Raw genomic sequence first — 12,934 nt, 5'->3', positions numbered from 1 at the left:
CCCGATGGCTGATTTACAGACCCAGATGAAGCAGGCGGTGGCTGATGCCGCCGTGGAACAGATCAAGGACGGCATGGTGCTGGGCCTGGGGTCAGGCTCCACCGCCGCCCTGATGATTCAGGGCCTGGGAGCCAAGCTCGCCAGCGGAGAACTCAAAGACATCGTCGGTGTCACCACGTCCTTCCAAGGAGAGGTGCTGGCCGCTGAGCTCAACATTCCCCTGCTCAGCCTCAACGCCGTCAGCCGGATTGATCTGGCCATCGATGGTGCCGACGAAGTCGACCCTGGCTTCCAATTGATCAAGGGTGGTGGCGCCTGCCACGTGCAGGAGAAACTCGTGGCGGCACGGGCGGATCGGTTTGTGGTGGTGGTGGACTCCACCAAACTGGTGGACCGTCTCAACCTCGGTTTTCTGCTGCCGGTGGAAGTGCTTCCCGGTGCCTGGCGCCAGGTGAAGCAGCAGCTGGAAGCCCTCGGGGGCAGCGCTGAGCTGCGCATGGCCCAGCGCAAGGCCGGCCCTGTGGTTACCGATCAGGGCAACCTGGTTCTGGACGCCAAGCTCAACGGTGGCATTAGCGATCCAGTGGCCCTGGAGCAAACGATCAACAACATTCCCGGTGTGCTGGAGAACGGCCTGTTCGTCAACATCACCGATGAGGTGCTGGTCGGCGAGATCACCGATGGTGTTGCCGGTGTCCGCAGCCTGGAAAAGCGCCTCAGCTGAGGCGCCGCCGCACCGATTCAGCGTGGCTGTGCAGGCCTTCACTGGTGGCCAGCTCCTGCACAGCTGAACCCGTTGCTTCTAGGGCAGCCCGGTTGAAACCGATCAGCGAGGTGTGGCGCATGAAGGTCTCAACACTCAGGGCCCCGCTGAAGCGTGCGGCTCCACAGGTGGGCAATGTGTGGTTCGGGCCTGCCAGGTAATCCCCCACTGCTTCTGGAGACCAGGGGCCCAGGAAAATGGCGCCGGCGTTCTGAATGCGATCCGCCAGGGGTTCGGGCCGCTCCACCAGCAGCTCCAGGTGTTCTGGGGCGAAGCTGTCGCTCAGGCGGGCACAGCTCTCGAGGTCGCCGCAGACCACCACCAGCCCCCAGTCCCGCAGAGCGGCTTCGCAGATCTCCTGGCGGGGGTGATCGGCCAGCTGTTCGGCCACTGCGGCGTTGATCCCGTCGGCCAGTGCAGGGTCGGTGGTAATCAGCACCGCCGCCGCCAGGGGGTCGTGCTCCGCCTGCGCCAACAGATCCGCTGCCACCTGATCGGGCTTGGCGGAGTGGTCTGCGATCACCAGCACTTCGCTTGGTCCCGCCAGGGAATCGATGGCCACCTGGCCGTACACCGCCTGTTTCGCAAGAGTGACGTAGAGGTTTCCGGGGCCACTGATCACGTCCACCTTGGGCACGCTCTCGCTGCCGTAGGCCATGGCGGCAACAGCCTGAGCACCTCCGAGGCGGAACACCGTTTTCACGCCGGCCATGTGGGCCGCTGCCAGCACCACGGGGTTCACCGCACCATCACGTCCGGCGGGGGAACAGATCACCACGTCTTTGACGCCGGCGACCCGGGCTGGCACCGCATTCATCAGCACGGTGCTGGGGTAAGCCGCCCGTCCTCCGGGCACGTAGAGACCCGCCCGCTCCACCGGCCGCCAGCGCCGCCCAAGCTGTTCGCCGTGGGGGCCCGTCACCGCCAGATCGGCGGGACGTTGGCGTTGGTGGAAGTCGGTGATGCGGCGATGGGCCAGCTCCATGGCATCCCGCAGGTTGGTCGGCAGCGACGTCCAGGCCTGTTCGAGGGCTTCGGGGGACACCGCCATTGGTTCGGGCCGGAAGCCATCGAACCGTTCGGTGAAGTCGGCAATGGCGGCATCACCGCGGTCGCGCACCGCTTTGAGAATGGCTTCAACCCGCTCACGGGCTTCACCCTGCTGGGTTTGTGTGGTGCGGCTCGACAACCGTTTCAGCTCCGTCTGGGCCCGGTCCAGATCCCGCACGATGCGAAGGGGAGCAACGGCCGGCTGGCTCACAGACAAAGGAACAGTGGGAGAGTTCGGTCAAGTTAGGACTCCACAACCCAGGGAAGGGGGTCCTGTCAAGGAGTAAGGTGCTGGATTGTTCGCAACGTTGAAGCCTCAGTGGCCAATAACAAGTCAGCCAAGAAGCGGATTGAGATTGCTGAGCGCAACCGTCTGCGCAACCGCACCTACAAGTCGTCGATGCGCACCCTGATGAAGCGCTGCTTCGCCGCTTGTGACGCCTACAGCGCCACCCCTGGTGATGAAGCCAAGGCCAGCGTGCAGACCTCCATGCGTGCCGCCTTCAGCAAGATCGACAAGGCCGTGAAGGTGGGTGTGCTGCACCGCAACAACGGTGCCAACCAGAAGTCCCGCCTCAGTGCGGCCGTGCGCAAGGTGCTCGAGCCCGCCAGCTGATTCGGTTTCAACCGGCAGAATGGGCCGAAAGCGCGTTTCGGCCCAGCTGTGTCCCCCACCCCGACGTTGATTGACAGCCACTGTCACATCGTCTTCCGCAACTTTGACGACGACCTCGATGAGGTGGCCTCACGCTGGCGTGAGGCTGGGGTTGGTGCACTGCTGCATGCCTGCGTCGAACCCTCCGAAATCCCGGCGATCCGCGCCCTGGCGGATCGATTCCCGGAAATGCGCTATTCCGTCGGCGTCCATCCATTGGACACCGAGCATTGGCGGGATGACACGGTGGCGGTGCTGCGCCGGTCAGCCCTGGAAGACGATCGGGTGGTCGCCATCGGCGAACTCGGCCTCGATCTCTTCCGAGACAAGAATCTCGAGGAGCAGCTTGCTGTGCTGCGCCCTCAATTGGACCTGGCGGTGGAGTTGAACCTGCCGGTGATCATTCACTGCCGGGATGCCGCCGAGCCGATGCTGGAGGAACTGCGGGCCCGCAAGGCGCAGGGCCGTTGCCCGGGAGGGGTGATGCATTGCTGGGGCGGCACCCCAGATGAAATGCACCAGTTCCTGGAGCTCGGTTTCTACATCAGCTTCAGCGGCACCGTCACCTTCCCCAAGGCGGAGCCCACCCACGACTGCGCCCGTCAGGTGCCGGAGGATCGTTTCCTGGTGGAAACCGATTGCCCTTTCCTGGCCCCTGTGCCCCGCCGCGGCAAGCGCAATGAGCCGGCCTTCGTGGCGTCCGTTGCCACGCGGGTTGCTGAGCTGCGCGGCGTGGATCTCGACAGCGTGGCCTGCAGCAGCACCGCCAACGCCCGGCGTTTGTTTGGACTCCCTTAACCGGAGTTCCAAGGGTGTCGAGTCCATATGTAAGATGTTGTATTGGCCTGGCCATGCGCAGGATTCCGTCTTGTGTGTGGTGCCTGAAGCGTCCATTTCCTTCCGGTGCACTTGTCGTCGTCAGCTGATCTGACCCGCGATTTCTGAACAGCAGCAGCGGCGCTGTCGGTTCCGTCCTGGAAACCGTCGGTGCCGCTGTTGTGTCGAATCGTCCTGTCAGGTGAGCTTCTGCCGCCAATCCAGTCCTCCCCAGTCCCTTCGTCCTCTCTGCCGGTCCCCGCATGAGCAGCAGCGCGATTCAGGTCGCCAAGACCGCCACCTACCTCCCTGATCTGGTGGAGGTGCAGCGGGCCAGCTTTAAGTGGTTTTTGGATCAAGGTCTGATCGAGGAGCTGGAAAGCTTCTCTCCGATCACGGATTACACCGGCAAGCTGGAGCTGCACTTCATCGGTAGCGAGTACCGCCTGAAGCGCCCCCGCCACGATGTGGAAGAGGCCAAGCGCCGTGATGCGACCTTCGCGTCACAGATGTATGTGACCTGCCGCCTGGTCAACAAGGAGACCGGTGAGATCAAAGAGCAGGAGGTCTTCATCGGCGAACTGCCGCTGATGACCGAGCGCGGCACCTTCATCATCAACGGCGCTGAGCGCGTGATCGTGAACCAGATCGTGCGCAGCCCCGGTGTCTATTTCAAGGATGAAATGGACAAGAACGGCCGGCGCACCTACAACGCCAGCGTCATCCCCAACCGGGGTGCCTGGCTGAAGTTTGAGACAGATAAGAACGACCTGCTCCACGTTCGTGTGGACAAGACTCGCAAGATCAACGCGCACGTGCTCATGCGTGCCATGGGTCTGTCTGACAACGACGTGCTCGACAAGCTGCGTCACCCCGAGTTCTACAAGAAGTCGATTGATGCCGCCAACGACGAGGGCATCAGTTCGGAAGATCAAGCGCTGCTTGAGCTCTACAAGAAACTCCGTCCTGGTGAACCCCCCTCAGTGAGTGGCGGTCAGCAGCTGCTGCAGACCCGTTTCTTCGATCCCAAGCGCTACGACCTCGGTCGGGTCGGCCGCTACAAGATCAACAAGAAGCTGCGCCTCACCATCCCCGACACGGTGCGCACCCTCACCCATGAGGACGTGCTCTCCACCCTCGATTACCTGATCAACCTGGAACTGGATGTCGGCGGCGCCAGCCTCGACGACATCGATCACCTCGGTAACCGCCGCGTGCGTTCCGTGGGCGAACTCCTGCAGAACCAGGTTCGGGTGGGTCTGAACCGTCTTGAGCGGATCATCAAGGAACGGATGACCGTCGGCGAAACCGATTCGCTGACCCCGGCCCAGTTGGTGAACCCCAAGCCCCTGGTGGCGGCGATCAAGGAGTTCTTCGGCTCCAGCCAGCTGAGCCAGTTCATGGACCAGACCAACCCTCTGGCTGAGCTCACCCACAAGCGCCGCATCTCGGCCCTTGGACCCGGCGGTCTCACCCGTGAGCGTGCCGGCTTCGCCGTCCGCGACATTCATCCCTCCCACTACGGCCGTCTCTGCCCGATTGAGACGCCGGAAGGCCCCAACGCCGGTCTGATCAACTCCCTGGCCACCCACGCCCGGGTCAACGAATACGGTTTCATCGAAACGCCTTTCTGGAAGGTGGAGAACGGTGTCGTTCTGAAGGACGGCGATCCGATCTACCTGTCTGCCGACCGGGAAGACGAAGTGCGCGTCGCCCCTGGTGACGTGGCCACCGAGGACGACGGCCGGATCTCGGCGGATCTGATTCCTGTGCGTTACCGCCAGGACTTCGAGAAGGTCCCCCCTGAGCAGGTCGACTACGTCGCTCTGTCACCGGTGCAGGTGATCTCCGTGGCAACGTCCCTGATCCCCTTCCTGGAGCACGACGACGCCAACCGCGCCCTGATGGGCTCCAACATGCAGCGTCAGGCTGTGCCGTTGCTGCGTCCTGAGCGTGCCCTGGTGGGCACCGGCCTGGAAACCCAGGTGGCCCGCGACTCCGGCATGGTCCCGATCTCCCGGGTGAATGGCACCGTGACCTATGTGGATGCCAACGCCATCGTTGTTCAGGACGAGGACGGCAACGACCACACCCACTTCCTGCAGAAGTATCAGCGCTCCAACCAGGACACCTGCCTGAACCAGCGCCCGATCGTCCGCTGCGGCGATCCGGTGATCGTCGGCCAGGTGATGGCGGATGGTTCCGCCTGTGAAGGCGGTGAAATCGCTCTGGGTCAGAACGTTCTGATCGCTTATATGCCCTGGGAGGGTTACAACTACGAGGACGCGCTGCTGGTCAGCGAGCGTCTGGTTACCGACGACCTCTACACCTCGGTTCACATCGAGAAGTACGAGATCGAAGCACGTCAGACCAAGCTCGGACCTGAAGAGATCACCCGCGAAATTCCCAACGTCGCGGAGGAAAGCCTTGGCAACCTCGACGAGATGGGCATCATCCGCGTGGGCGCTTTCGTTGAAAGCGGCGACATCCTCGTGGGCAAGGTGACGCCCAAGGGCGAATCCGATCAGCCTCCGGAAGAGAAGCTGCTGCGTGCGATCTTCGGTGAGAAGGCGCGCGACGTGCGCGACAACTCCCTGCGGGTGCCCGGCACCGAGCGTGGCCGCGTTGTGGATGTGCGCATCTACACCCGTGAACAGGGTGATGAGCTGCCCCCCGGCGCCAACATGGTGGTGCGGGTGTATGTGGCCCAGCGCCGCAAGATCCAGGTCGGCGACAAGATGGCTGGCCGCCACGGCAACAAGGGCATCATCAGCCGCATCCTTCCTCGGGAGGACATGCCCTATCTGCCCGACGGCACCCCGGTCGACATCGTGCTCAACCCCCTGGGTGTGCCGAGCCGGATGAATGTGGGTCAGGTGTTCGAGCTGCTGATGGGTTGGGCCGCGTCCAACCTGGATTGCCGAGTGCGCATCGTTCCCTTCGATGAGATGCACGGTGCTGAGAAGTCCCAGCAGACCGTCGAGACCTTCCTCAAGGAAGCCGCCAAGCAGCCCGGCAAGGGTTGGGTGTACGACCCTGAGGATCCCGGCAAGCTGCAGCTGAGGGATGGCCGCACCGGTCTGCCCTTCGATCAGCCCGTGGCCGTGGGTTACTCCCACTTCCTCAAGCTGGTTCACCTGGTGGACGACAAGATTCACGCCCGTTCCACCGGCCCCTACTCCCTGGTCACCCAGCAGCCCCTGGGCGGTAAGGCACAGCAAGGTGGTCAGCGTCTGGGTGAGATGGAGGTGTGGGCCCTCGAGGCCTATGGCGCCGCATACACCCTGCAGGAACTTCTCACGGTCAAGTCCGACGACATGCAGGGCCGCAACGAGGCCCTCAACGCCATCGTCAAGGGCAAGCCGATTCCCCGCCCGGGTACACCGGAATCCTTCAAGGTGCTGATGCGCGAGCTTCAGTCCCTGGGTCTGGACATCGCCGTCTACACCGACGAAGGCAAGGAAGTGGATCTGATGCAGGACGTCAACCCACGTCGCAGCACCCCCAGCAGGCCCACCTACGAATCCCTCGGCGTCGCGGATTACGACGAGGACTGACGGATCAACGAACGAACCGATTCCCCGCTCCTTCTTCCTTAACCGTCAATGACCAACAGCAACCTCCGCACCGAGAACCACTTCGATTACGTCAAGATCACCCTCGCATCACCCGATCGGGTGATGGAGTGGGGACAGCGCACCCTGCCCAACGGCCAGGTGGTCGGTGAGGTCACCAAGCCGGAGACCATCAACTACCGCACCCTCAAGCCCGAGATGGACGGGCTGTTCTGCGAAAAGATCTTTGGCCCGTCCAAAGACTGGGAATGCCACTGCGGAAAGTACAAGCGGGTGCGTCACCGGGGCATCGTTTGTGAACGCTGCGGTGTGGAGGTCACCGAGAGCCGCGTGCGTCGTCACCGCATGGGCTTCATCAAGCTGGCGGCCCCCGTCTCCCACGTCTGGTACCTGAAGGGGATCCCCAGCTACGTCGCCATCCTGCTGGACATGCCCCTGCGGGATGTGGAGCAGATCGTCTACTTCAACTGCTACGTGGTGCTGGATCCCGGCGACCACAAGGACCTGAAGTACAAGCAGCTGCTCACCGAAGACGAGTGGCTGGAAATTGAAGACGAGATCTACGCCGAAGATTCCGAGATCGAGAACGAGCCCGTGGTGGGCATCGGTGCCGAGGCCCTCAAGCAACTGCTGGAAGACCTCACCCTCGATGAAGTGGCTGAGCAGCTGCGTGAGGAGATCAACGGCAGCAAGGGTCAGAAGCGCGCCAAGTTGATCAAGCGTCTGCGCGTGATCGACAACTTCATCGCCACCAACGCTCGTCCCGAGTGGATGGTGCTGGATGTGATCCCGGTGATTCCGCCCGACCTGCGCCCGATGGTGCAGCTCGATGGTGGTCGCTTCGCCACCAGCGATCTCAACGATCTCTACCGGCGGGTGATCAACCGCAACAACCGTCTGGCGAGGCTCCAGGAAATCCTGGCCCCTGAAATCATCGTCCGCAACGAGAAGCGGATGCTGCAGGAGGCCGTCGACGCCCTGATCGACAACGGCCGTCGCGGTCGCACCGTCGTGGGTGCCAACAACCGTCCGCTCAAATCACTGAGCGACATCATTGAAGGCAAGCAGGGCCGCTTCCGTCAGAACCTCCTTGGTAAGCGGGTCGACTACTCCGGTCGTTCCGTGATCGTGGTGGGTCCGAAGCTGAAGATGCACCAGTGCGGTCTGCCCAAGGAGATGGCGATCGAGCTGTTCCAGCCCTTCGTGATCCACCGCCTGATCCGCCAGAACATCGTTAACAACATCAAGGCGGCCAAGAAGCTGATTCAGCGGGCCGACGATGAAGTGATGCAGGTGCTGCAAGAGGTGATCGACGGTCACCCGATCCTGCTGAACCGTGCTCCAACCCTGCACCGTCTCGGCATTCAGGCCTTCGAACCCAAGCTGGTGGATGGCCGTGCCATTCAGCTGCACCCCCTCGTCTGCCCAGCCTTCAACGCTGACTTTGACGGTGACCAGATGGCCGTTCACGTGCCCCTGGCCATCGAGGCGCAGACCGAGGCCCGCATGCTGATGCTGGCCAGCAACAACATCCTGTCGCCTGCGACCGGTGAGCCGATCATCACCCCGTCTCAGGACATGGTGCTCGGCTCCTACTACCTGACGGCGCTGCAACCCGGTGTCTCTAAGCCCGGCTTCGGCGATCGCAGCTGCACGTTCGCGGGTCTGGAGGATGTCATCCACGCCTTTGAAGACAACCGGATCGGTCTGCACGACTGGGTGTGGGTCCGCTTCAACGGTGAAGTTCAGGACGATGAAGAGCTGGATGCGCCCAGCAAGAGCGAATCCCTCAGCGATGGAACACGCATCGAAGAGTGGAGCTACCGCCGCGACCGTTTCGATGAAGACGGTGCCCTGATCAGCCGCTACATCCTCACCACTGTGGGCCGCGTGGTGATGAATCACACGATCATCGACGCGGTGGCCGCCGCCTGAATCAAGCCAGACGTCCTTCCTCCTTAACTCCTGATCCGCGCGCAGCCATGACCTCGTCCTCGAAATCTCGCAAGTCCAAATCCAGCAAGGCCTCCAAGGCCGCCAAAGAGGCTCCCGTGAGCGCATCGCGTCCGCTCTCGAAGACCCCACCGCCGTTCCGCAACCAGGTCATCGACAAGCGGGCCCTCAAGCAGCTCGTTGCCTGGTCCTACAAGAACCACGGCACTGCGGTGACGTCGGCCATGGCCGACAACCTCAAGGATCTCGGCTTCAAGTACGCCACCCAGGCGGCTGTGTCGATCTCCGTCGACGACCTCAAGGTGCCCGAGGCGAAGAAGGATCTGCTGGGCCAGGCCGAGGAACAGATCACGGCCACCGAAGAGCGCTATCGCCTCGGTGAAATCACCGAGGTGGAGCGTCACACCAAGGTGATCGACACCTGGACCGAGACCAACGAGCGTCTGGTGGATGCTGTCAAAAAGAACTTTGACGAGAACGCACCGCTGAACTCGGTGTGGATGATGGCCAATTCCGGCGCCCGGGGAAACATGTCCCAGGTGCGTCAGCTGGTGGGCATGCGCGGCCTGATGGCCAACCCGCAGGGTGAAATCATCGACCTTCCGATCCGCACCAACTTCCGTGAGGGTCTGACGGTCACCGAGTACGTCATCTCCTCCTATGGCGCCCGGAAGGGTCTGGTGGATACGGCGCTGCGCACCGCCGACTCCGGTTACCTCACCCGTCGTCTGGTGGACGTTGCCCAGGATGTGATCGTCCGTGAGGACGACTGCGGCACGACCCGCCACATCGTGGTGGACGCCGAGGACGGCAAATTCGGCAGCCGGCTTGTGGGTCGCCTGACCGCCGCCCAGGTGGTGAATGCCGATGGCGAGGTGCTGGCTGAGCGCGACACCGAAATCGATCCGCCGCTGTCCAAGTCCTTCGAGGCCGCTGGCGTCAAGGCCGTGAGTGTGCGTTCGCCGCTCACCTGTGAAGCCAACCGTTCCGTTTGCCGCAAGTGCTACGGCTGGGCACTGGCCCACAACGAACTGGTCGACCTGGGTGAAGCCGTCGGCATCATTGCGGCCCAGTCGATCGGTGAGCCTGGAACCCAGCTCACCATGCGGACCTTCCACACCGGTGGTGTGTCCACCGCTGAAACAGGTGTGGTTCGCTCCAAGGTGGCGGGCACCGTCGAGTTCGGCAGCAAGGCGCGGGTGCGTCCCTACCGCACCCCCCACGGTGTGAATGCCCAACAGGCTGAGGTTGATTTCAACCTCACGATCAAGCCGTCCGGCAAGGGCAAGGCCCAGAAGATCGAGATCACTAACGGCTCCCTGTTGTTCGTCGACAACGGTGCTGAGATCGATGCCGACGTCACCGTGGCGCAGATCGCCGCTGGTGCGGTCAAGAAGAGTGTGGAGAAGGCCACCAAGGACGTGATCTGCGACCTGGCCGGCCAGGTGCGTTACGAGGAGGCGATCCAGCCCCGTGAGGTCACCGACCGCCAGGGCAACATCACCCTGAAGGCCCAGCGTCTCGGCCGCATGTGGGTGCTTTCCGGCGACGTCTACAACCTGCCGCCCAACGCTCAGCCCGTGGTCACCAGTGAGACCCAGGTCACTGAGGGTCAGGTGCTGGCCGAAGCCAGCCAGCGGAGTGAGTACGGCGGTGAAGTGCGCCTGCGCGACTCCATCGGTGATTCCCGTGAGGTGCAGATCGTCACCACGGCGATGACCCTCAAAGACTTCAAGCTGCTGGAGGAGTCCACCCACTCCGGTGAGATCTGGAACCTCGAGGCCAAAGACGGCACCCGTTACCGCCTCAACACCATCCCCGGCAGCAAGATCGGTTCCGGTGAGGTCATCGCTGAACTGGCGGATGACCGCTTCCGCACCGGCACCGGTGGTTTGGTGAAGTTCGCACCTGGTTTGGCGATCAAGAAGGCCCGTTCCGCCAAGAACGGTTACGAGGTCAACAAAGGCGGCACCCTGCTTTGGATCCCTCAGGAGACCCACGAAATCAACAAGGACATCTCCCTGTTGATGATCACCGACGGTCAGTGGATCGAGGCCGGCACCGAGGTTGTCAAAGACATCTTCAGCCAGACCGCGGGCATCGTCACCGTCACCCAGAAGAACGACATCCTGCGCGAAATCATCGTCCGCAGTGGTGAGTTCCACCTCTGCACCGATGCCAAGGCACTGGAGCGTTTCGAGGGTGATGGCCAGATGGTCAACCCCGGCGAAGACATCGCCAAGGGGCTGTCCGTTGACACGATGAAGTACGTGCAGACGGTGGAGACCCCCGAAGGCAAGGGTCTGCTGCTGCGTCCGGTTGAGGAGTACACCATTCCCAACGAGGCCCAGCTGCCTGAGCTGTCCCATGTGAAGCAGGCCAATGGCCCTCACCTCGGTATCAAGGCCACCCAGCGTCTGGCGTTCAAGGACAACGAACTGATCAAGTCCGTTGAAGGTGTGGAGCTGCTCAAGACCCAGCTGCTGCTCGAGACCTTCGACACCACCCCGCAGATGACGGTGGATGTCGAGAAGGCTCCCGACAAGCGGGCCAAGACTATTTCTCGTCTGCGCCTTGTGATCCTCGAGTCGATCCTGGTGCGTCGCGACACCATGTCCGACTCCAGCCACGGCTCAACCCACACCGAGCTGCAGGTCGAAGATGGCGTGTCGGTGAAGGCTGGCGATGTCGTCGCCACCACCCAGATCCTCTGCAAGCAGGCCGGTCTGGCGCAGTTGCCTGAAGCCACGGAAGCCGACCCGGTGCGTCGGATGATCGTGGAACGCCCCGAAGACACCACCACCCTGAGCACCTCCGGCAAGCCGGTGGTGAGCGTCGGTCAGCGGATTGTCGATGGCGATGCCCTTGCCGACGGCGAAACCGCCACCTGCTGTGGTGAGATCGAGGCCGTCAGCGGCAACAGCGTCACACTGCGTCTGGGACGTCCCTATATGGTGTCGCCCGACTCCGTCCTGCACGTGCGTGATGGAGATCTGGTGCAGCGCGGTGATGGCCTGGCCCTGCTGGTGTTCGAACGCCAGAAGACCGGTGACATCGTTCAGGGTCTGCCCCGAATCGAGGAATTGCTGGAGGCCCGTCGCCCCCGTGAATCCGCGATTCTCTGTAAGAAGCCCGGCACCGTTGAGATCAAGCAGGGTGAAGACGACGAGTCCCTTGCCGTCAACGTGATCGAATCCGATGACGCCATCGGTGAATATCCGATCCTGCTCGGCCGCAACATCATGGTCAGCGATGGCCAACAGGTCACCGCTGGTGAACTGCTGACCGATGGCCCGATCAACCCCCACGAGTTGCTCGAGTGCTACTTCGAAGATCTGCGCAGCCGCAAGCCTCTGATGGAGGCCGCCCAGGAGGCGATCGCCAACCTGCAGCACCGTCTGGTGACTGAGGTTCAGAACGTCTACAAGTCCCAGGGCGTCTCGATTGACGACAAGCACATCGAGGTGATCGTCCGTCAGATGACCAGCAAGGTGCGGGTCGAAGATGCCGGCGACACCACCCTGTTGCCAGGTGAGCTGATCGAACTGCGTCAGGTGGAAGACACCAACCAGGCCATGGCGATCACCGGTGGCGCTCCCGCCGAGTTCACCCCGGTGCTGCTGGGTATCACCAAGGCGTCGCTCAACACCGACAGCTTCATCTCCGCCGCCTCCTTCCAGGAGACGACCCGGGTGCTCACCGAAGCCGCCATCGAGGGCAAGAGCGACTGGCTGCGTGGTCTCAAGGAGAACGTGATCATCGGTCGCCTGATTCCCGCAGGTACCGGCTTCAGCGGCTTCGAAGAAGAGCTGCAGAAGGAGGCTGGCCCCCACCCCGACATCCTTTCGGAGGACCCGGCCGGCTACCGCCGCATGCAGAACCTGCGTCCCGACTACACCGTCGACATGCCCCCTGCGGCCAGCGCCAGTGCGGTGCTGGATGACCCCAGTGACGCCGATCTCGAGGCCACCCGCACCCGCCACAACATCGACCCCTCGGCGAGCAATTTCGCCGCGTTCACCCGTCCGGACGCCGACAATGAGCTGAAGGAAGAGCAGGTGGTCGATGCTGAAGCCGTTGAGGGTCTTCAGGAAGAGGGCCTGCTCTCTGACGAATGAGCTC

At 62.7% G+C, this 12,934-nt stretch carries 7 protein-coding genes; 6 read left to right on the top strand and 1 reads right to left on the bottom strand.

What is annotated here, in order from left to right; translation table 11 throughout:
* Window positions 1–4: 4 nt before the first annotated feature.
* Window positions 5–724, top strand: a complete 720-nt coding sequence (gene rpiA / locus AAXE93_RS09690) for a ribose-5-phosphate isomerase RpiA (RefSeq protein ID WP_390130356.1) — start codon at window positions 5–7, stop codon at window positions 722–724.
* On the opposite strand, the gene hisD is transcribed toward rpiA, so the two are convergent.
* Window positions 717–2,024, bottom strand: a complete 1,308-nt coding sequence (hisD, locus tag AAXE93_RS09685) for a histidinol dehydrogenase (protein ID WP_390130354.1) — start codon at window positions 2,022–2,024, stop codon at window positions 717–719. The two genes, rpiA and hisD, sit on opposite strands and share 8 nt — an antisense overlap.
* A 108-nt stretch (window positions 2,025–2,132) precedes the next feature.
* Between hisD and rpsT the strand changes: the two genes are divergently transcribed.
* The 5 genes from rpsT to AAXE93_RS09660 all read left to right on the top strand — a co-directional run bounded on the left by rpsT (window position 2,133) and on the right by AAXE93_RS09660 (window position 12,930).
* Window positions 2,133–2,429 (top strand): 30S ribosomal protein S20, encoded by a 297-nt coding sequence (gene rpsT / locus AAXE93_RS09680; RefSeq protein ID WP_011365018.1) that lies wholly within the window; start codon window positions 2,133–2,135, stop codon window positions 2,427–2,429.
* Between the two features lie 48 nt (window positions 2,430–2,477).
* The gene (locus AAXE93_RS09675; RefSeq protein ID WP_390130352.1) at window positions 2,478–3,266 is read left to right on the top strand and encodes a TatD family hydrolase; all 789 of its coding nucleotides are present in this window, start codon (window positions 2,478–2,480) and stop codon (window positions 3,264–3,266) included.
* Between the two features lie 281 nt (window positions 3,267–3,547).
* On the top strand, window positions 3,548–6,841 hold the full coding sequence (rpoB, locus tag AAXE93_RS09670) for a DNA-directed RNA polymerase subunit beta (RefSeq protein WP_038553495.1): 3,294 nt from the start codon (window positions 3,548–3,550) through the stop codon (window positions 6,839–6,841).
* A 48-nt stretch (window positions 6,842–6,889) separates the two neighbouring features.
* Window positions 6,890–8,794 (top strand): DNA-directed RNA polymerase subunit gamma, encoded by a 1,905-nt coding sequence (locus tag AAXE93_RS09665; protein WP_115131864.1) that lies wholly within the window; start codon window positions 6,890–6,892, stop codon window positions 8,792–8,794.
* A gap of 47 nt (window positions 8,795–8,841) precedes the next feature.
* Entirely contained in the window at window positions 8,842–12,930 is a 4,089-nt protein-coding gene (locus AAXE93_RS09660; protein ID WP_390130349.1) for a DNA-directed RNA polymerase subunit beta', read from the top strand.
* Window positions 12,931–12,934 lie beyond the last annotated feature (4 nt).

It is taken from the genome of Synechococcus sp. HIMB2401 (assembly GCF_042883245.1).
In the GTDB taxonomy this organism is placed as follows: Bacteria; Cyanobacteriota; Cyanobacteriia; order PCC-6307; family Cyanobiaceae; genus Parasynechococcus.
This window is presented reverse-complemented; position numbering and strand designations above follow the sequence as displayed.